The sequence below is a fragment of the Streptosporangium vulgare genome (assembly GCF_042428775.1).
GTDB lineage: Bacteria > Actinomycetota > Actinomycetes > Streptosporangiales > Streptosporangiaceae > Streptosporangium > Streptosporangium vulgare.
In genome coordinates this window covers 23,058-41,682 of the sequence record NZ_JBHMBS010000003.1, presented here as the reverse complement: position 1 = coordinate 41,682, position 18,625 = coordinate 23,058, and the positions used below count along the sequence as shown (strand labels likewise).

The following is an 18,625-nucleotide window of genomic DNA, read 5'->3' as shown; positions in this document are numbered from 1 at the left end:
CAAGATATTCGAAGATCCTCCCCTTCCCTCCGCGCCCTCATCTATCCGCGATGCTGTCAAGCTATCGGTCAAAAGTGGTGATATCAGGCGCCGAGCTGGGCGGCTTCGGCCCGGAGTTTCTCGCCCTTGGCGTGAGCCTGATCCTTGAGAGCGAGCTGGAACGCCTCCATCCTCGCCCGCAGCCTCTCGTCGGCGGCGGCGAGGATCCGCACGGCCAGCAGGCCCGCGTTGCGGGCACCGCCGACGGCGACGGTCGCGACGGGGACCCCCGCGGGCATCTGGACGATCGAGAGGAGGGAGTCGAGGCCGTCGAGATACTTCAGCGGGACGGGAACCCCGATCACCGGCAGCGGGGTCACCGACGCGAGCATGCCCGGCAGGTGGGCGGCTCCCCCGGCCCCCGCGATGATCACCTTCAGTCCGCGCCCGGCCGCCTCCGCGCCGTACGCGATCATCTCCTCGGGCATGCGGTGCGCGGAGACCACGTCGGCCTCGAACGCCACCCCGAACTCGGCCAGCGCCTCGGCGGCGAGTCTCATCACCGGCCAGTCGGAGTCGCTGCCCATGACGATGCCGACGGTGGTCATTGCGTCTCCTTGCCTCGCGGCCCGCGGGCCGCGCGCGTTCGCGGTGGTGCCGTGGTCCACGCCGGTACGGCGCGTCCGGCGGTGCGGGGGTTCCGGACGTCCCGGCGCCCCTCCCGGGGCTCCGGACGGTCCCGGCGTCCTTCAGGTACTACCAGGTGCTGCCAGGTATTACGGGAACTCCCGGCGGCCCCGGGGGCCGGGGAGGTGGGCCGGAAGGGCGAACCGGCCGGCCCACCGGCTCAGGTGTATCTTCCCTCGGTGAGGTAGACGGCGGCGTGCCGCGCACGCCCGCGGACCTCGTCCAGGTCGGTGCCCATCGCGGTGACATGGCCGATCTTGCGCCCCGGCCGCACTTCCTTGCCGTAGAAGTGGACCTTGATTCCCGGGTCGTGGGCCATCACGTGCTCGTACCGGGAGAAGATGTCGGGGTCGTCGCCGCCCAGGAGGTTGGCCATCACCACGACGGGGGCGGTCGGCGCGGGCGACCCGAGAGGGAGGTCGAGGACCGCGCGCAGGTGCTGCTCGTACTGGGAGGTGCGGGCCCCGTCGATCGTCCAGTGGCCGCTGTTGTGCGGGCGCATGGCCAGCTCGTTCACCACCAGCCCCGATGGGGTGGCGAACATCTCCACGGCGAGCAGCCCGGTCACGCCCAGCTCCTTGGCGATGGTCAGGGCGATCCGCTGGGCCACCGCGGCCCACTCGGGGTCGAGGCCGGGGGCGGGGGCGATCACCTCGACGCAGATGCCGTCGCGCTGGACGGTCTCCACCACCGGGTAGCTGACCCCCTGCCCGTGCGGCGACCTGGCGACCAGCACGGCGAGCTCCCGCTCGAACGACACGAACCCCTCGGCCATCAGCGGCACGCCGGAGGCGAGGACCTCGGTCGCGTCGTCCGCGGAGCGGCAGACCCAGACGCCGCGCCCGTCGTAGCCGCCCCGGACCGCCTTGAGCACGACCGGCCAGCCGTTCGCCGCGGCGAACTCCTCGACGTCGGCGGCCGTCTCGACCCGCCGCCAGGGCGGGCAGGGAACGCCGATCGCGGTCAGCCGCTCACGCATCACCGCCTTGTCCTGGGCGTGGACGAGCGCGTCGGCCCCGGGGCGCACGGCGAAACCGTCCTCGATCAGGGCCCGGACGTGCTCGGTGGGCACGTGCTCGTGGTCGAAGGTGACCGCGTCGCATCCCTTGGCGAGGTCGCGCAGGTCGGCCAGGGACCGGTAGTCGCCCAGGCGCACGTCGGCGATCACGCGGGCCGCGCTCTCGTCTGGCGAGTTGGCCAGAACCCGCAGCTCGACGCCGAGGGCGATGGCCGCCTGCTGTGTCATCCGGGCCAGCTGGCCCGCTCCGATCACGCCGACGACGGGTCCGATGGGACTGGCCAAAGAAGGGCTGCTCACAGCGGTTAAGTTTACTGTCACGCGGTACCCGGCCAGGCGGCGGGCAGGTGACAGGCGGCCGGTGGGCGAGCGGAGGGGGCCGCCGGGGACCCGCCGGGAGAGGCCGGGGACCGGGAACGGCCGTACGGAGGCGTTCGGCCCGCCGGGTCAGCCCGCCGTGAGGGTGGCGAGGCCGCGGCGCATGCCGATCGTGGCGAGCTTGGAACCGTTGCCGACGATCTCGGTGGCGACGAGCACGACCTCGGTCCCGGTCAGTTTCGCGGTTCTGGTCCTGCCGGTGAAGCCGCGCAGGTCGGCCCTGCCGTAGATGGGGCGGGCCAGCGCGGAACGGCCCTGGCGGGCTCTCTGCCGGTATTCGATCTCCAGGGCGTGGATGACCAGGGCGCCGCCGGTGGGCAGCAGCAGCGCGCGCTGGGGGCCGACGAGCAGGCGGACGTCGGTGGTGAGGCGGTCGGGCCGCGCGCGCGGCGGGCGTCCGACCAGATCGTCGAAGAGATCCCGGATCGGGTCGCCCTTGGGGAAGGTCACCCCGCTCACCCCCGCCGGGTCGGTCAGGTAGGCCAGGTAGCGCTGCGGCACGAGACGGGCCTTGACCCCCGCGTCGGGGTCGTCGGCGGGGACCGCGCCCTCGGTCGGCTCGCGGACCTCGCCCTGGATCGGGATGGGGCCCGCGCCGAGCCGCCACTCGCCGTCCTCCTGGAGGAACAGGAAGTAGGCCGGGTCGGGCTCGCGGGCCAGGGCGACGAACCATCGGTCCTGGTCGTCAACGCCGGGCAGGTACAGCTCCACGTCGCTGTAGGACTTCCTGGCGGGGGCTGGGCGGCCGTTCCGGGTCGCCTCACAGGCACGACCGCCCAGCGCTCTCTCCGCCCAGGTGGTGAGTCTCTCGACGGTCGCGCAGTCCCGGTCGTGCCAGGCGTCGTCGAGCCTTTTCAGCTGCGCGAAGGCCTTGGACGCCTCGTCGAGCCGCACCCCGGCGGACGCCTCGCGCGACGGGCCGGTCTCGGGGGCGATCTCCGGCGTGCCGCTCCGCGCTCCGCAGCCTGCCGTCATCGACAGGCCGAGGATCAGGGCGAGGAGTCGGCGGCGCAAGGGTTGATCCCCGGGGTAGTAGCCGTCGCGTACGGCAGTCCGTCTGGACCGATCACGGGAGGTGAAAGTTTCAGGGACTTCCCGTGGTCAGAGGGATCAGCGTAACGCCAGTTTCCCTATTTATCCGGTGCTATGCGACATTCATGGAAAAAGTCCCTGCTGACGGCTATGGACATCAACGGGTCAACCTCGCGCGGATCATGCTCCCTCACCGGTAGCCTGGCCCGAAGAGTGTTCGAGGTCCTCCGACGCGGCGGATCAGCAGCCGACCCCGAAAGGACCGTGCAGGAAACGTGGAGTTTCTCCGACGCGCCTACCGGCGGCTCGCCGAGCTGGCGAGAGAGCTGGCGAAGTTCGGGACGATCGGCGCGGTCGCCTTCGTGATCGACACCGGTGGCACCAACCTGCTCAGGTTCGGCGTCGGCTGGGGGCCGCTCACCTCCAAGGTCATCGCCACGATCGTCGCGGCCACCTTCGCCTATCTCGGCAACCGCTACTGGACGTTCCGGCACCGCGAGCAGAGCGGCCTGGCCCGCGAATACTTCCTGTTCTTCGTCCTCAACGGCATCGGCCTGCTGATCTCGCTGCTGGTGATCGGTTTCGTGACCTACACCCTGGGCCTGCAGGACGCGCTGAGCTACAACATCGCCCTGTTGACCGGCACCGCCCTCGGGACCCTGTTCAGGTTCTGGTCGTACAAGAAGTGGGTCTTCCTGCCCGGCACGCCGCCGGTCGACGCCGTCCCCGGCACGCCACCCACCCGGCCGGCGACACCGAACAGCCAGGTCAACGGCCACATGTATCTGCTGAACAAGACCTCGGAAGAGAGCGCGCCGCCCCCCGGCCCACGCCAGTAACCGCGCCGGTACGCCCGCCGGCGGTCAGTCGGGGTCCAGCAGCCGGGCACCCGGAGCGCTCAGGCGGGCCCGCGTACGACGCGGTTCCTGCCCGGCTCGCCCACCTGGCGCAGGAAGAACGCGAACGCCGCCGGACGCGCCCGTACGAGCTCCAGGCGCCCCCCGTCGGCGGCGGCCAGCGCCCTGGCGAGGGGCAGGCCGAGACCCGTGCTGCCGCGCCCGCTCACGTTCCGTTCGAAGACCCTGGGGGCGAGCTCGTCGGGGATGCCGCTCCCCTGGTCCGCGACCTCGATCACGATGGACCTGTCCCTGGCACTGGTGGTCACCGTCACCGTGCCGCCGCCGTGTTCCAGCGAGTTCTCCAGCAGGGTGGAGATCACCTGACTGATGCCGCCGCCGGTGCCCAGCGCCTGGAGGCCGCGCGTGCCGACCAGGCTCAGCCGCCGCCCGGCCCTGCGGAACGCCGGGCCCCACTCGATGAACTGCTGATCGAGCAGCACGTCGAGCTCGACGATCTCGGACTGCGCCTGACGCTGCCGTCTGGCGGTGGCCAGCAGCTCGTCGATCACGGCGGTGAGCCGCTCGGCCTGCACGATGGCGGCCTCGCCCTCCTCCTTGACGATCCCCGGCTCGTCGGCGGCGGCGACGATCTCCTCAAGTCTCATGGTCAGGCCGGTGAGCGGGGTGCGAAGCTGATGGGAGGCGTCGGTCGCGAACTCCCGCTCCCTGGCCAGGAGGTCGGAGATGCGGGTCGCGCTGCGGTCGAGCACCTCGGCCACCCGATCGAGCTCCTGGATGCCGTAACGGTGCTTGCTCGGTCTGGCGTCACCGGAACCGAGCCGCTCAGCGATCATCGCAAGGTCGCTGAGCGGTAACGTCAGGCGGCGCGACTGCACTATGGCGAGCCCGACCGCGACCGCGAGGGCAGCGGCGGCGAGTCCCAGGATGAGGAACAACCACGCGCGAACCTCACGCTCCACTCCCGTCTTGTCCCGGCTGACCGCGACGTACACGCCGTTCTCCGACTGCGCGTCCTCGGTCATCTTCTGGCTCTCGGGGGGCTCGGTGCCCACCGTTATCACCTGGGGAGGCGTCCCCTTCGCGTAGATCTGGATGTAGAGATCGGAATACTTGCGTTCGAGCTGTTGCTCGTCAACGGGCTGATCCTGGATCCGGGCGTACTCGACCTCCCCGAGCAGGCTTTTGGCATGGGAGGACAGTTCCTGGGTCGCCTCCTCCTCGATGAGCCGGTTGACCGCCACACCGAGGGGAATGCCAAGCAGCAACACCCCGATGACCGCGACGAGGAGAGTTGAGGAGAGAAGACGGCGGCGCATCTCCTACTCGCGCTCGAACCTGAAGCCGACTCCTCGAACGGTTGTGATGTATCGGGGCTTGGCGGCGTCGTCACCGAGTTTCCGGCGTAGCCACGAGATGTGCATGTCCAGGGTCTTGGTCGAACCCCACCAGTTGGTGTCCCACACCTCGCGCATGATCTGCTCTCGGGTAACCACCTTTCCGGCGTCGCGGACCAGGACCCTCAGCAGGTCGAACTCCTTCGTGGTCAGATGCAGCTCCTTGTCTCCCATCCACGCGCGACGGGAGTCGGCGTCGATGCGCACACCCTGGACCACGGGCGTCTCGGACGTGCCGCGCCGCAGCAGCGCGCGGACGCGCGCCAGCAGCTCGGCGAGGCGGAACGGCTTGGTGACGTAGTCGTCGGCCCCGGCGTCGAGGCCGACCACCGTGTCGACCTCGTCGACACGGGCGGTGAGGATCAGCACGGGAGTTCCGTGACCCTCGGCACGGATGCGCCGGGCCACCTCCAGGCCGTCCATCTCGGGCAGGCCCAGGTCGAGAACGATCAGGTCGATGCCACCTGACAGCGCCCGCTCCAAAGCCTGCGGGCCGTCAGGGCTCACCTCCACTTGATAACCCTCGCGGCGCAGGGCTCGAGCCAGCGGCTCGGAAATCGAGGTGTCATCCTCGGCGAGTAGTACACAGGTCATGTTGCGATCGTAGGACCTTAGGGGATCGTTTCCCGGGTACAGCGCGCGGTTTGACTCGTCGTTGACCTATCCATTGACCTGGGCAAACACTGATAAATCCCGGATAGTCATCCCGCAACGGCCGGGGGCCACGGAGTAGGTCTCCCGCATTGGAAGTCCCTCGAAAGCACAGGCCCGCCAAAGAGGCGACCGACAAAGCAGAACACGCCCTACCAGAAGGGATCTGGCGGGCGTGTTCTGCTCGATTCACCTCAAGATGCCGACGGTCACCTCAAGACGCCGACGGCGGCTCGGCGTAGCGAGCGAGGTAGAGCTGCTCCCCGAGGCTTCCGATGAGACCCAGCTCGGTCTCCAGGTAGTCGATGTGGCGCTCCTCGTCCTCGAGGATCTCCTCGAACAGGCGGGCCGAGGTGGCGTCGCCCTTCTCGCGCATCAGGATGATCGCCGGCTTCAGGCGGGTGACCACCTCGAGCTCGACGTCCAGGTCGGCGCGGAGCTGCTCGGCCACGGTCTGGCCGATGTGCAGGGTGCCCAGCTTCTGGTAGTTGGGCAGGCCTTCAAGGAAGAGGATGCGGTCGGTCAGCTTCTCCGCGTGGCGCATCTCGTCGATGGACTCTTCGCGGGTGTATTTGGCCAGCCTGGTATATCCCCAGTTTTCCTGCATCTTGGCGTGCAGGAAGTACTGGTTGATCGCGGTCAGCTCCGCGGTCAGCTGCTCGTTGAGCAGTTCGATGATTTTCTTGTCGCCCTGCATGGCGGGCTCCTCGTGCTATGCGGTCGGCATCAAATCTTCGGACCGCTTTAGGATCGCACAGATTTTTCGCACGCAAGAAGCGCAGTCGCCACCGGCACCCGTGGCATCGCGGATCTGGCGCGCGCTCCTGGCACCTGCCGAGATGCAGTCGTGCACCTCGTTCTCGGTGACCGCGCGGCAGAGACATACGTACACGGGAGTGCGACCTCTCTGGAGACTACCATAGGTTAGGCACACCTAAGCTAACTCATTTGGTAAGGCTTGCCTATGTGAGGTGAGACACACGGCCTTAAACTCGCCGTCACGAGCACGAATTTCCCGCCGGAAACGCGAAACGCGCCCCGGCGAAAGCCGGGGCGCGTGATCGGGCCGAACGTCCGAAAGCCGAACGTGGTGCAAGCCGAACGTGCCGAAAGCCGAACGTGGTGAAAAGCGGCCCGGCGGTGAACGCCGGTCAGCCGCGGAACACGGTGTGGCGGCGAGAGGCGGGTCGGCGGCAGGACGTGGATCAGTGGCCTCTGGCCAGCCATTCCTCCAGGTGTCCCGCCTCCGCGCCGATGGAGGTGGAGGCGCCGTGACCGGTGTGCACGGCCGTCGCCGGCGGCAGGGTGAGCAGCCGCCCCTTGATCGACTCGATGATCGTGTCGAAGGAGGAGAAGGACCTCCCCGTCGCGCCGGGACCGCCGTTGAACAGGGTGTCGCCGGTGAAGACCGCGCCGATGTCGGCCCCGTACAGGCAGATCGCGCCCGGAGCGTGGCCCGGCGTGTGCAGCACGGTCAGCTCGATCCCTCCGGCCGAGAGCACCTGACCGTCCTCGACCGGGGTGTACGGCAGGTCGGTGTAGACCATCTCCCACAGCACCTGGTCGGCCGGGTGGAGCAGGACCGGCGCGCCCGTCCGCGCGGCGAGGTCGGCCGCCGCGTCGATGTGGTCGTTGTGCGCGTGGGTGCAGACGATGGCCTTGACCTCGCGGTCACCCACCCGCTCGGCGATCGCGGCGGCGTCGTGCGCGGCGTCGACGACGATGACCTCGCTGGCCGAGCCGACGATCCAGACGTTGTTGTCGACGTCCCACGTCCCGCCGTCCAGCGAGAACGTGCCGGAGGTGACGACCCTGTCGATCACAGGACCACCACCGAGCGCAGGACCTCGCCGCGGTGCATCTTGGCGAAGGCGTCCTCGACGTCGCCGATGCCGATCGTCTCGGAGACGAAGCGGTCGAGGTCGAGACGTCCCTGGCGGTAGAGGTCGATGAGCATGGGGAAGTCGCGGCTGGGCAGGCAGTCGCCGTACCAGGAGGACTTCAGCGCGCCGCCCCGGCCGAAGACGTCCAGCAGCGGCAGCTCCAGCGTCATGTCCGGGGTGGGCACCCCGACCAGGACCACGGTCCCGGCGAGGTCGCGGGCGTAGAAGGCCTGCTTGTAGGTCTCGGGGCGGCCGACCGCCTCGATGACCACGTCGGCGCCGTTGCCGCCGGTGAGCTCCCTGACCGTCTCGACCACGTCGGCGGTGCGGGAGTTGACCGTGTGGGTGGCGCCGAAGTCCTTGGCCCAGCCGAGCTTGCGGTCGTCCACGTCCACCGCGATGATCTTCGAGGCGCCCGCGAGCCGGGCCCCCAGGATGGCCGCGTCGCCGACGCCGCCGCACCCGATGACCGCCACGCTGTCGCCGCGGGTAACCCCTCCGGTGTTGATCGCGGCGCCGATGCCGGCCATCACGCCGCAGCCCAGCAGCCCGGCCACCCGCGCCGGTGCCAGCGGGTCGACCTTGGTGCACTGCCCGGCCGCGACCAGGGTCTTCTCGATGAAGGCGCCGATGCCCAGGGCCGGGCTGAGCGGTGTGCCGTCCTCCAGGGTCATCTTCTGGGTGGCGTTGTGGGTGTTGAAGCAGTACCAGGGACGGCCCCGCAGGCACGCCCGGCAGTCGCCGCACACGGCCCGCCAGTTCAGGATCACGAAGTCGCCGGGGGCCACCTCGGTGACGCCCTCGCCGACGGCCTCGACCACCCCGGCCGCCTCGTGGCCGAGCAGGAACGGGAACTCGTCGTTGATGCCGCCCTCGCGGTAGTGCAGGTCCGTGTGGCAGACGCCACAGGCCTGGACCGTCACCACGGCCTCGCCGGGGCCCGGATCGGGCACGATGACGGTCTCCAGCGAGACGGGCTCGCCCTTGCCACGCGCGACCACGCCTTGCACGGTGTACGGCATGTCCTGCACCTCATCTGTCATGGTTTCGGCCCTCGCGGGCCCGCTTACCGGTCGGACGACCCTGGGGCTCCGGCCTCAATGATTACCAGCCCTGCGTAACACGTACGGCTGCACCACCCCGAGGCCGCGGGCCGGCCGCTGGCGGATGCGGCCGACCTCGACGCCGGGCGCGTCCTTCAGCGCCTCGGCCAGCCTGTCGTCGGCGACGACGGTGCCGGGGCGGGCGATGGCGGTGAGCCTGGCCGCCAGGTTCACCGTCGTGCCGAAGACGTCGCCCATGATCGGCAGCACCGGGCCGTACGCCAGCCCGATCCGCACGTCGGGACCGTACTGGCGGATCGCGCCGACCAGGTCCAGGGCGATCGTCGCGGCCGTCCGCGGGTCGGCCGCGGTGAAGAACACCTCGTCGCCGAGTGTCTTGACCATCCGCCCCCCGTGCTCGGCGACGACGTCGGAGGCCCGCGACTCGAAACCCTCTACCAGCTCCGCCAGGCCCCGTTCGTCCAGCTCGCGGGAGACCCGGGTGAAGGAGACCAGGTCGGCGAAGCCCACCGCGAGGGTGAGCCGGGCCGGCGCGAGGTCGTCGTTGATGTCGGCGAGCGTCAGCAGGCGGGTCCCGGCGGCGGCGAGCTGGGCGCGCCAGACGTGGACCAGCACCTTCTCGAAGTCGGGCAGCAGCCGGCGCGAGGTCTCCATGACCGCCGCCAGGTCCTCGTCGGTGGGCCGTCGGCCGGGGTCGAGCATGGCGCCGATCATGATCTCGGCCTGCCACTGGGCGAGCCTCGCCGTCGTCTGGCCGAGTGCCCTCGACATCCGGATGACGGTCCGGTCGTCCAGCAGGCCGCTCTCCATCATCGTCCGGACCCGCTCCAGCACGGCCACGTCCGCGTCGGTGAAGGCCACCGTGTCGTCGGGGAGCGTGGCGAACCCCAGCGCGCGCCAGATCCGCTCGGTGAGCTCCTGCGGCACCCGGGCCAGGCTCGCCACCTGGATCCGGGTGTATCGAGGAGAGGCGCCGACGAAGAGGCGCTCGATCCGCTCGGCCGTCGGGCGACCCGCGGGAACCTCCGTCTCGTCCCCGTCCTCCCCCAGGCCCAGGAGGTCACGCCCCATGGGTCACCGCCCGCCGGGTTCCGAGGGCTCCCCGTCGGCCGCGTCGTCGATCGCGCGGAACAGCTCGGCCCGCACCTCCTGGATCCGGGGAATGTCCCGCAGCGTGATCCGGCCGTGGTCGCCCGCCGACTCGACGACCAGCGTGCCGCAGCCGAAGAACCTCTCCATGAGGGTCTGGTCGGCGCTGACCGTGTTCACCTTGGTCATCGGGATGTCGTCGACGGACGTGTTCAGCACCCCCGTGCCGATGGTGAACCGGTGCGAGGTGAGGACGTAGGAGGTGTTCTTCCAGCGCAGGTACGGGATGAACGACCACACGGTCAGCAGGCCGACGGCGACCACCGCCACCGCGATGAGCGCGTAGGACCGGTACTCGAAGTCGGGCATGAGGAAAAGAGCGGCGCCGGACCCCACGATGATGAGAATCAACGCGAGGAACGGGCCGATAAGTCGCTTCCAGTGAGGGTGGAACGACCTGATCCGTCGCTCCCCCTCCGTCATGTGGTGATCGGGTAGACCCATGGGGCAAATCGTGGCACGCCCGCATGCCCCACGTCATGAGCTGTGGGGTCGAACATGCACGACGTCGCCCGCGCTGAGCGTGTGCTCCTCTCCCCTGGAGCTGACGACCAGACGTCCGGCGCGGTCGACACCGGTGGCGGTGCCGGTGAGCACCCGCTCACCGGGCAGCTCCACCCTGACCTCCTGCCCGACCGTGGCGCTGACCGCGAGGTAGGCGGCCCGCAGGCCGCAGGCCTCGACGTCGCCGTTCGCCTCCGACCACTCGCGGTAGTGGGTCTCGATCTCCCGCAGCACCCCGCGCAGGATCGGATCGCGGTCGACGCAGACGGCCTCCTCGATGGCCAGGGAGGTGGCGGTCTCCACCGGCAGCTCCTCGGGGCGCACGCTCACGTTGAGCCCGACGCCCACGATCACCGCGCTGTCGATCCGCTCGGCGAGCACCCCGGCGAGCTTGCGCTCGCCGATCAGCAGGTCGTTCGGCCACTTGAGGCGTACGTCGACCTCGGCGACCTTCCGCACGGCCGACGCGACCGCCAGGCCGATGAGCAGGGGGAGCCACCCCTGCTCGGACAGGGGCGGGTCGGGACGCAGGAGGACCGAGAACGTCAGGCTCGAACGAGCTGGAGCGCTCCAGACGCGGCCGAGCCTGCCACGCCCGGCGAACTGGGACTCGGCGACGACGACGGCGCCCTGCCGCGCGCCGTCGCGGACGGCGTGCGCGAGATCGGCGTTGGTCGATCCGGTCCTGGTGACCACGGAGATGCCGGACCAGAGTCCACCGGGACGGACCAGCGCGCGGGTGAGCGCCGCCTGGGAGAGCGGCGGGCGGTCGAGATCAGTGAAGGGCGAGTCGAGCACTTAGCCATCTTGCCTCCACTAACGACCCCCTGTTACCGAATTAATCCAATGACCAGGGAATACTGTTATCGAAGTCTGGGTCGGCGGGCAAGGTTCGGCTTTCTGACGGGGCGGGAAACCGTTCAGACGGCGGCGAAAAGAGATGATGAACGCATGAGCAGACATCTCCCCGCACGGAACGGCACCGACGTGACCTACGTGACCGGCGTGACCGACGTGAAGGACACTCCGGGCCCCGAGGTGGGCACGAGCTCAGCGGCGGGTGCGGGTTCAGGAGCAGGTGCGGGCTCGGAAACGGGTGCGGGCTCGGGAACGGGTGCCGTCTCGGGAGCGGATCCGGGCTTCGAGGTGGTGGAGGTCGTGCGGAGGCCGGGGCCCACCACCCGGGCGCGGGTCGGGCAGATGCGGTCGGGGACGATCCGCGAGCGCCGGGACGACCTGGCCACCGAGGAGCCGCTGGAGATCCGCATCCAGGCGGGCGAGGAACGCCGCACGGTCGCGATCACCATGCGCACCCCCGGCCACGACTTCGAGCTGGCCGCCGGATTCCTGTACGGCGAGGGCGTCGCGGCACCGGCGGACATCGTGTCCATCGCCTACTGCACCGACGAGGACGTGCCGCCGGAGGCGCGCTACAACACGGTGACCGTACGGCTGCGCGGTGACGGGCTGCCCGATCTGCCCTCGCTCGACCGGCACTTCATGACGTCGAGCGCGTGCGGCGTCTGCGGTACCGCCAGCCTCGACGCCCTGCGCGGCCGCTGCTCGCCGCTGCCCGGCCAGGAGGACGTGCTGGTCTCCCCCGAGGTCCTGTACGACCTGCCCGGCAGGCTGAGAAACGCCCAGGGGATCTTCGGCAAGACCGGCGGGCTGCACGCGGCCGGCCTGTTCACCGCCGGGGGCGAGCCGCTCGCGGTCCGCGAGGACGTGGGGCGGCACAACGCGCTGGACAAGCTGGTCGGCTGGGCCATGATGACCGGGAGGCTGCCGCTGGGCGGCCACGTGCTCATGGTCAGCGGGCGGACCAGCTACGAGATCATGCAGAAGGCCCTCACCGCGGGCCTGCCGGTCGTCTGCGCGGTCTCCGCGCCGTCATCCCTCGCCGTCGACCTGGCCAGGGAGTTCGGGATGACGCTGGTCGGCTTCCTGCGCGAGGAGCGCTTCAACCTCTACGCGGGGGCGCACCGCATCGGCCCCTGAGCCACCCTCGCCCGCGCCACCCTCGCCGCTTCTCGGACCACGCCCGCGCCGGCCGGTCCGCCCAGGACACCCCGCGGCGGCCCCTGAGCCGCCCGCTCCGGCCCCCGGATGCCGTTATGTACCCTTCTAGTCCACTTACGTTAAGAATCGCTCATATTGGATTCTGTGGAGCCGCCCGCCCGCGCCGGGGAGCCGTCCCCGTCAGCCGGGAGCCGTTTGGCCATGAAGACGACGTCGCGCGGGCCGGACCGGCGGCTTTCGGTGATCTCGTACCCGAGGCGCCGGTAGAGGGCGATGTTCGACTCCATACGGGCGTTGGTGTAGAGGCGCAGGGCGCCGAGGCCCGCGGCGCGGGCCTGTTCCTCGGCGAAGGACAGCAGGCGCCTGCCGAGCCCCCGGCCGTGCAGGCCGGGAGCCACCGCCACGTTGTCCACCAGCAGCACGCCCTCTTCGGGGACCAGCACGATCAACCCGGCGATCCCGGCGTGCCCGTCCTCTCCCGGGAGATCTCCCTGAAGTTCTTCCCGAAGGTCCAGCACGTGGAGACGACCGGCCGCCGCGTGGGCGGCGTAGTCGTCGTCCATCGGCTTGGGGCGGACCCCGATGAGGTCCGCCCACGGCCGGTAGGCCGCCTCGACCAGTCTCTCCACGGCCGGGAGGTCCCCGGCCCTCGCCTCGCGGATCATCCGGTGTTCTGCAGGCCCGCCGCGACACCGTTGACCGACAGGAGCAGCAGCGTGGACAGGCGCTCGCGCTCCTCCTCAGACAGCCCGTCGTCGGCGCGGAGGGTGGACAGGGCCCGCAGCTGCAGGTGGGAGAGCGCGTCCACGTACGGGTCGCGGAGCTGCACCGCGCGGGACAGCACCTTGCGGTCCTCCAGCAGCCGGGTGTGGCCGGTGATCTCCAGGACCAGGCGGCGCGTCAGGTCGTACTCGGCCAGGACCTGCTCGACGAAGTCGTCCCTGGCGCCGAGCGCGAGGTAGCGGGCGGCGATGTCGCGGTCGGTCTTGGCGAGCGACATCTCCACGTTGTCCAGCAGCGAGGCGAACAGCGGCCACTCGCGGTAGGCGGCGCGCAGCTCGTCCAGGCCCGCCTCGGAGATCACCGCCTCCAGGCCGCTGCCCAGGCCGTACCAGCCCGGCAGGTTGACCCGGGTCTGGGCCCAGGCGAACACCCACGGGATGGCCCGCAGGTCGTCCAGGGACCGGGGCGCGCCGAGACCGCGCCGGGCGGGGCGGGAGCCCAGGCGGAGCGAGCCGATCTCCTCAAGCGGGCTGACCAGGGAGAACCACTCGGGGAAGCCGGGCGCCTCGGTCAGCCTCCGGTAGGCCTTCTCCGAGGCGGAGGCGACCTTCCCGGCCACGCCGCGGAAACGCCCCGCCGCCTCGGCCGTACGGGCCTCGATGGACGGGGTGGAGGCGAGCAGCACCGCCGAGGTGACCTGCTCCATGTGGCGGCGGGCGATGGCGTCGTGGCCGTAGCGGGCGAAGATGACCTCGCCCTGCTCGGTGACCTTGAACCTGCCGCCGACCGAGCCCGGGGCCTGCGCGAGCACGGCCCGGTTGGCCGGGCCGCCGCCCCGGCCCAGGGCGCCGCCCCGGCCGTGGAACAGCGTGAGCGGCACGTCGTGCTCGGCCGACCAGGCGGCCAGCGCCTCCTGGGCCTCGTACAGCTTCAGGGTCGCGGCGGCCGGGCCGAGCTCCTTGGCGGAGTCGGAGTAGCCGAGCATGACCTCCAGGCGCCGGTCGGCGTCGAGCCTGGCCCGCACGGCCGGGATCTCCAGCATCCCCGACAGCACGGTGGGGGCGGCGGCCAGGTCGGCGCCCGACTCGAACAGCGGGACCACGTCGAGCCGGGGCGCCCGGTCGCCCAGCGCGTGCGCGGCCAGCGCGTGGACCGCGGCGATGTCGTCGGCCGAGCGGGTGAAGGAGACGACGTAGCGGGAGCAGGCGGTCACCCCGAACCGCTCCTGGATCCAGGCGATCGTGCGGATCGTGGCCAGGACCTCCTCGGTCCGCTCGGAGGTGCGCCCGGCGGCGATGTCCTCCAGCGCGGCGGCGTGGACCTGCGAGTGCTGGCGGACCTCCAGCTCGGCCAGGTGGAAGCCGAACGTCTCCACCTGCCAGATGAGGTGCTGCAGCTCCCCGTACGCCTGCCGGTTCGCCCCGGCCTCGACCAGCGAGTCCTGGGTGGTGCGCAGGTCGGTCAGGAGCTCCTCCGGCGAGCGGTACGCCAGGTCGAGGCCGCGCTGACGGGTCGCCGCGATGCGGGCGGCGACGAACATCAGCCACTGCCGGTGCGGCTCCCTCGGGGAGCGGGTGGCCATCTCCGAGACCACGTCGGGGTGGTCGTTCACCGCGCTCGACAGCGCGGCCCGCAGCCCGGCGGAGGCGGGGGTGTACTCGGCGGTGAGGGTGAGGGAGCGGCCGATCCTGAGCGTGGCGTTCTCCAGGGCGATCAGCACGTGCTCGGCCTGGATGAGCACGGCGTCCCTGGTCACCTTGGAGGTGACGTTCGGGTTGCCGTCGCGGTCGCCACCGATCCAGCTGCCGTACCTGATGAAGGCGCGGGCCCTCGGCTTCCCGGTGCCGGCCCCGCCGCCGAGCGCGGCGTCCAGGGCGCGGTAGACCTGCGGGACCACCCGGAAGAGGGTCTCGTCGAAGGCCGCCATCGCGGTGCGGACCTCGTCCAGCGGGTCGAGCTTGGTGGACCGCAGCTGGGCGGTCCGCCACAGCAGGTCGATCTCCTCCAGCAGCCGCCGCCGGGTCTCCGCCCGCTCGGCCGCGCCCCTGTCGGAGCTGTTGTACGCGGCGAGCTGGCCGCTGATGCGCTGGATCGCGGTGACCACGGCGCGCCTGCGGGCCTCGGTGGGGTGCGCGGTCAGCACGGGGTGCAGGCGCAGCCCCTCGACCAGGTCGGCGACCTTGTCGTCGCCGAGTTCCTGGACGGCCTGGGCCAGGGACTCGGGCAACGGCTCCTCGCCGGTGTCGCGGACCCTGAGGGTGCGGATCCTGAAGTGCTCCTCGGCGAGGTTCGCCAGGTGGAAGTAGCAGGTGAACGCACGGGCGATCTGCACCGCGCGGTCGATCGGCCACTCGGCCACCATCGCGGTGATCTCGTCGACCGACACCTGCTTTCTGCGGGCCCCGATGACGGCCTTGCGCAGCCGTTCGACATCGGCGAGCAGGTCATCGCCGCCATGCTCGGCGATGACCTGCCCCAGGAGTTCACCGAGCAGTCGCACGTCCGCGCGCAGCTCGTCGGGCATCTCGGTGACAGCGGAGGAACGCTCTGCCTGATGGGACACGGTGGCGGGCATGCCCGCCAGCGTACCCAGTCCGTTTTGTCGAACGGAGACCGGTCTCACCCATTGGACTAGACCATTCGGGAGGCCGTCGACGGGCTGTTCAAGAGGTCGTCAACGGACCGTTCGGACGGCCGCGGGGCGAGCGTCAGGTGGCCATGGAACTCGCCTCCAGGAGTGCCGGATACCGGGCGAAGGCGATCTTCCCCGCGACCCTCCGGCCGCCCCAGGAGACCAGCAGCCCGTACGGCACCGCCAGCACGCCGACCCACGTGAGGCCCATCAGGACCGGCACGACGATCGGCAGCGCGAGCAGGCCGGTGCCGATCAGCGCGCCGAACGACGCCACGAAGGCGATGCCGCCCTGCCCGGGGGCCGCGCCGGTGAAGGCGTTCAGGCGCTCGGGCACGGTGTACGGCATCAGCACGCTGGTCAGCGCGCCCACCCCGAGCCCGGCCCCGAGGACGCCCCAGGCGGTGAGCGCGGCCGGAACCGCCCACAGGACGTCCCCGGCGAGCAGGGCCGCGACCGTGGCGAGCAGGAGCAGCAGCGGGACCGCGATCGTCGCCACGGCCAGGTGCCGCCCGGCGATGTCGGTGCGCCAGTCGCGGTCGGTGCCGTAGGCGACGGCGTTCATCCACAGGGAGCGGCCGTCGATGCCGAAGGCGTTGCACCACTGGATACTGATCATCACCGCGCCGATGCAGGCGGGGAGGATCGCCAGGACGCTCCCGGCCGCGCCGTCGCCGTTCCCGTACATCGAGAAGGCCATGATGCCAGTGACCGCGACGGCGGCGAACCAGCCGACCCTGCCCCGCGGGTCGCGCCGGGCGTACTTGAGCTCCTTGCCCGCGACCGCGGCGAGCGGGCCGTCGGGCAGGATCCTGGCCAGCAGGCCCTGGGAGTTTCGCACCGACGCGCCCTGGGTGGAGGCGTCGGAGGAGACCAGGGAGCGCCGCAGCGCCGCGATCCACAGCCACCCGGCCCCGGCGATCAGGACCGCGAGCAGGGCCGATCCCGCGACCGCCAGAAGGCCGCCGTCGGCGACGGCGCGGGCCGCGACACCCGAGGGGGTCCAGCTCAGCACCGAGGCGATGCCGTGCAGCACGGCCCCGGGGTCGGCCGACAGGCCGCCGTTGATCAGCAGGTTGGGCAGCTGGGCCGCCAGGATGAGGAAGACCACCGAGACGGCCAGCACGTCGCGTCCCCTGCGGGTGCGCAGGATTCCCGACAGTGACGTGGTGACCAGCCGGGAGAGCGTGACGCAGAGCGCGAAGTGGAGCAGCACCGCGACCGCGCCCAGGATCACCCCGCCGATCCCGGTGGCCAGGCCCGCCACGGCCCCGGCCATCACGGCCAGCGAGGCGAGCGGCCACACGCCGGTGACCGAGGCGGCGAACATGCCGGTGGCCAGCTGGCCGGTCCGCAGCGGGAACAGGGCCAGGCGCGACGGGTCGAGCGTGTCGTCCAGCCCGAACGCGAGCAGCGGCACGACCGCCCAGCCCACCAGGAAGACGGTGAACAGCACGGTCACGGTGTCCAGCGCGACGTCCGCGGGCGCGAGGCGCAGCGCGGCCATCATCAGGAAGCCGAAGGTGCCGAAGAGGAACGCGACGATCACCGTGAAGACGAACCCCAGCAGGCGCTGGGTGCTGCCGCTCAGATTCCCGGCGACGAGCCGCAGCTTGAGCCGTACGAACACCATCGGCCCGACCCGCACGGTCCCCGCACCTCCCGCGCCTCCCGTACCTCCCGCGACGGCGCCTCCCCGCATGCCCGCGCCCTCCGTACCTCCCGCGCCTCCCGCGCCTCCCGCGCCTCCCGCGCCTCCCGCGACGACATCTCCTCGCACGCCCGCGCTCACCCCGTCACCCCGCCCGTCACCCCTCCCGTCGTCCTCCTGCCGCCCGGTCCCGCCCGGCGCGCTCACGAGGGGGTCGCGCCCAGCCACGACAGGCCCCCCTGCCCACCCGGGCCGTCGTCGCCGCCCCGGGCCCCGACCAGGCCGAGGAAGGCCTCGTTGAGGCCGCGGCCCGCCCTGACCTCGTCCAGCGGCCCCTGGGCGACGATCCGCCCGCGGTCCATCACCGAGACCCAGTCGCACAGGCGCTCGACGAGCTCCATGACGTGGCTGGAGAAGACCACCGTCGACCCGGAGGCGGTGTAGCGCCTGAGCACCTCGACGAGCGTGTTGGCGCTGACCGGGTCGACGCCCTCGAACGGCTCGTCGAGGAAGAGCACCCCGGGGTTGTGCAGCAGCGCCGCCGCCAGGCCGATCTTCTTGCGCATGCCGGTGGAGTAGTCGACGACGAGCTTGTCGGCCGAGTCGGCCAGGTCCATGACCTTCAGCAGCTCCTCCGCCCGCCGCCCCACCTCGGCCCTGGGGATGCCGCGGAGCTGGCCGTTGTAGGAGAGCAGCTCCCTGCCCGACAGCCGCTCGAACAGGCGCAGCCCCTCGGGGAGCACGCCGATGCGGCCCTTGACCGTGACCTGGTCGTGCCAGACGTCGGCGCCGCCGATGTGGACGGAGCCGCCGTCGGGACGCAGGAGGCCGGTGACCATGCTGAGCGTGGTGGTCTTCCCCGCGCCGTTGGGGCCGACCAGCCCGGCGAAACTGCCCCGCGGCACCACCAGGTCGACACCCCCCACGGCCACCTGCTGCCCGAACCTCTTGAGCAGCCCCCGCGTCCTTACCGCCTCCGTGACCTCCGGCATGGCACCTCC

At 71.1% G+C, this 18,625-nt stretch carries 18 protein-coding genes; 2 read left to right on the top strand and 16 right to left on the bottom strand.

The window, feature by feature from the left end; genetic code table 11:
* Nucleotides 1-83: 83 nt before the first annotated feature.
* The 3 genes from purE to ACFFRH_RS07100 all read right to left on the bottom strand — a co-directional run bounded on the left by purE (nucleotide 84) and on the right by ACFFRH_RS07100 (nucleotide 3,076).
* Nucleotides 84-587, bottom strand: a complete 504-nt coding sequence (purE, locus tag ACFFRH_RS07110) for a 5-(carboxyamino)imidazole ribonucleotide mutase (protein WP_344747427.1) — start codon at nucleotides 585-587, stop codon at nucleotides 84-86.
* A gap of 239 nt (nucleotides 588-826) precedes the next feature.
* Entirely contained in the window at nucleotides 827-1,912 is a 1,086-nt protein-coding gene (locus ACFFRH_RS07105) for a 5-(carboxyamino)imidazole ribonucleotide synthase (protein ID WP_386155705.1), read from the bottom strand.
* 219 nt (nucleotides 1,913-2,131) lie between these two features.
* Complete coding sequence (locus ACFFRH_RS07100; protein ID WP_344747429.1) at nucleotides 2,132-3,076, bottom strand: hypothetical protein; 945 nt, start codon at nucleotides 3,074-3,076, stop codon at nucleotides 2,132-2,134.
* Between the two features lie 293 nt (nucleotides 3,077-3,369).
* Here ACFFRH_RS07100 and ACFFRH_RS07095 point away from each other — a divergent pair, with 293 nt between their 5' ends.
* Complete coding sequence (locus ACFFRH_RS07095; RefSeq protein ID WP_344747430.1) at nucleotides 3,370-3,933, top strand: GtrA family protein; 564 nt, start codon at nucleotides 3,370-3,372, stop codon at nucleotides 3,931-3,933.
* Nucleotides 3,934-3,992: 59 nt separating this feature from the next.
* On the opposite strand, the gene ACFFRH_RS07090 is transcribed toward ACFFRH_RS07095, so the two are convergent.
* From ACFFRH_RS07090 to ACFFRH_RS07050, 9 genes are all read right to left on the bottom strand, one after another.
* Nucleotides 3,993-5,270 carry an ATP-binding protein gene (locus ACFFRH_RS07090; protein WP_344747431.1) on the bottom strand — a complete coding sequence of 426 codons (1,278 nt, stop codon included), beginning with the start codon at nucleotides 5,268-5,270 and terminating at the stop codon, nucleotides 3,993-3,995.
* 3 nt (nucleotides 5,271-5,273) lie between these two features.
* Nucleotides 5,274-5,942: a response regulator transcription factor gene (locus ACFFRH_RS07085; protein ID WP_012888073.1), complete on the bottom strand. Its 669-nt coding sequence runs from the start codon at nucleotides 5,940-5,942 to the stop codon at nucleotides 5,274-5,276.
* A 271-nt stretch (nucleotides 5,943-6,213) separates the two neighbouring features.
* Complete coding sequence (bfr, locus tag ACFFRH_RS07080; RefSeq protein WP_344747432.1) at nucleotides 6,214-6,696, bottom strand: bacterioferritin; 483 nt, start codon at nucleotides 6,694-6,696, stop codon at nucleotides 6,214-6,216.
* A gap of 15 nt (nucleotides 6,697-6,711) precedes the next feature.
* On the bottom strand, nucleotides 6,712-6,891 hold the full coding sequence (locus ACFFRH_RS07075) for a (2Fe-2S)-binding protein (protein ID WP_350946419.1): 180 nt from the start codon (nucleotides 6,889-6,891) through the stop codon (nucleotides 6,712-6,714).
* Nucleotides 6,892-7,204: 313 nt separating this feature from the next.
* Nucleotides 7,205-7,822 carry an MBL fold metallo-hydrolase gene (locus tag ACFFRH_RS07070; protein ID WP_344747434.1) on the bottom strand — a complete coding sequence of 206 codons (618 nt, stop codon included), beginning with the start codon at nucleotides 7,820-7,822 and terminating at the stop codon, nucleotides 7,205-7,207.
* Nucleotides 7,819-8,904 (bottom strand): S-(hydroxymethyl)mycothiol dehydrogenase, encoded by a 1,086-nt coding sequence (locus ACFFRH_RS07065; protein ID WP_344747454.1) that lies wholly within the window; start codon nucleotides 8,902-8,904, stop codon nucleotides 7,819-7,821. Before ACFFRH_RS07065 ends, ACFFRH_RS07070 begins: the two co-directional genes overlap by 4 nt.
* A gap of 75 nt (nucleotides 8,905-8,979) precedes the next feature.
* Nucleotides 8,980-10,017 carry an adenylate/guanylate cyclase domain-containing protein gene (locus ACFFRH_RS07060; RefSeq protein ID WP_386155153.1) on the bottom strand — a complete coding sequence of 346 codons (1,038 nt, stop codon included), beginning with the start codon at nucleotides 10,015-10,017 and terminating at the stop codon, nucleotides 8,980-8,982.
* A gap of 3 nt (nucleotides 10,018-10,020) precedes the next feature.
* Nucleotides 10,021-10,539: a PH domain-containing protein gene (locus tag ACFFRH_RS07055; protein WP_386155150.1), complete on the bottom strand. Its 519-nt coding sequence runs from the start codon at nucleotides 10,537-10,539 to the stop codon at nucleotides 10,021-10,023.
* 33 nt (nucleotides 10,540-10,572) lie between these two features.
* Nucleotides 10,573-11,397 (bottom strand): biotin--[acetyl-CoA-carboxylase] ligase, encoded by an 825-nt coding sequence (locus ACFFRH_RS07050; protein ID WP_344747439.1) that lies wholly within the window; start codon nucleotides 11,395-11,397, stop codon nucleotides 10,573-10,575.
* A gap of 153 nt (nucleotides 11,398-11,550) precedes the next feature.
* Here ACFFRH_RS07050 and fdhD point away from each other — a divergent pair, with 153 nt between their 5' ends.
* The gene (gene fdhD, locus ACFFRH_RS07045; RefSeq protein WP_344747440.1) at nucleotides 11,551-12,597 is read left to right on the top strand and encodes a formate dehydrogenase accessory sulfurtransferase FdhD; all 1,047 of its coding nucleotides are present in this window, start codon (nucleotides 11,551-11,553) and stop codon (nucleotides 12,595-12,597) included.
* Nucleotides 12,598-12,737: 140 nt separating this feature from the next.
* On the opposite strand, the gene ACFFRH_RS07040 is transcribed toward fdhD, so the two are convergent.
* The 4 genes from ACFFRH_RS07040 to ACFFRH_RS07025 form a co-directional block, all read right to left on the bottom strand.
* The gene (locus ACFFRH_RS07040; protein ID WP_386155145.1) at nucleotides 12,738-13,283 is read right to left on the bottom strand and encodes a GNAT family N-acetyltransferase; all 546 of its coding nucleotides are present in this window, start codon (nucleotides 13,281-13,283) and stop codon (nucleotides 12,738-12,740) included.
* A complete protein-coding gene (locus ACFFRH_RS07035) occupies nucleotides 13,280-15,916 on the bottom strand; it encodes a phosphoenolpyruvate carboxylase (RefSeq protein ID WP_386155141.1) in 2,637 nt (878 codons plus the stop codon). Before ACFFRH_RS07035 ends, ACFFRH_RS07040 begins: the two co-directional genes overlap by 4 nt.
* Nucleotides 15,917-16,049: 133 nt before the next feature.
* Entirely contained in the window at nucleotides 16,050-17,852 is a 1,803-nt protein-coding gene (locus ACFFRH_RS07030; protein ID WP_386155139.1) for a hypothetical protein, read from the bottom strand.
* Nucleotides 17,828-18,616, bottom strand: a complete 789-nt coding sequence (locus ACFFRH_RS07025) for an ABC transporter ATP-binding protein (RefSeq protein WP_344747444.1) — start codon at nucleotides 18,614-18,616, stop codon at nucleotides 17,828-17,830. The genes ACFFRH_RS07030 and ACFFRH_RS07025 overlap by 25 nt, the downstream gene beginning before the upstream one ends.
* Nucleotides 18,617-18,625 lie beyond the last annotated feature (9 nt).

Excerpts from the sequence above, each read along its gene's own strand:
- ACFFRH_RS07060 (WP_386155153.1), bottom strand. The coding sequence starts at position 10,017 with ATGGGGCGTGACCTCCTGGGCCTGGGGGAGGACGGGGACGAGACGGAG.
- ACFFRH_RS07090 (WP_344747431.1), bottom strand. The coding sequence starts at position 5,270 with ATGCGCCGCCGTCTTCTCTCCTCAACTCTCCTCGTCGCGGTCATCGGG.
- ACFFRH_RS07025 (WP_344747444.1), bottom strand. The coding sequence starts at position 18,616 with ATGCCGGAGGTCACGGAGGCGGTAAGGACGCGGGGGCTGCTCAAGAGG.
- ACFFRH_RS07105 (WP_386155705.1), bottom strand. The coding sequence starts at position 1,912 with ATGACACAGCAGGCGGCCATCGCCCTCGGCGTCGAGCTGCGGGTTCTG.
- ACFFRH_RS07065 (WP_344747454.1), bottom strand. The coding sequence starts at position 8,904 with ATGCCGTACACCGTGCAAGGCGTGGTCGCGCGTGGCAAGGGCGAGCCC.
- ACFFRH_RS07035 (WP_386155141.1), bottom strand. The coding sequence starts at position 15,916 with ATGCCCGCCACCGTGTCCCATCAGGCAGAGCGTTCCTCCGCTGTCACC.
- purE (WP_344747427.1), bottom strand. The coding sequence starts at position 587 with ATGACCACCGTCGGCATCGTCATGGGCAGCGACTCCGACTGGCCGGTG.
- bfr (WP_344747432.1), bottom strand. The coding sequence starts at position 6,696 with ATGCAGGGCGACAAGAAAATCATCGAACTGCTCAACGAGCAGCTGACC.
- fdhD (WP_344747440.1), top strand. The coding sequence starts at position 11,551 with ATGAGCAGACATCTCCCCGCACGGAACGGCACCGACGTGACCTACGTG.
- ACFFRH_RS07055 (WP_386155150.1), bottom strand. The coding sequence starts at position 10,539 with ATGGGTCTACCCGATCACCACATGACGGAGGGGGAGCGACGGATCAGG.
- ACFFRH_RS07085 (WP_012888073.1), bottom strand. The coding sequence starts at position 5,942 with ATGACCTGTGTACTACTCGCCGAGGATGACACCTCGATTTCCGAGCCG.
- ACFFRH_RS07040 (WP_386155145.1), bottom strand. The coding sequence starts at position 13,283 with ATGATCCGCGAGGCGAGGGCCGGGGACCTCCCGGCCGTGGAGAGACTG.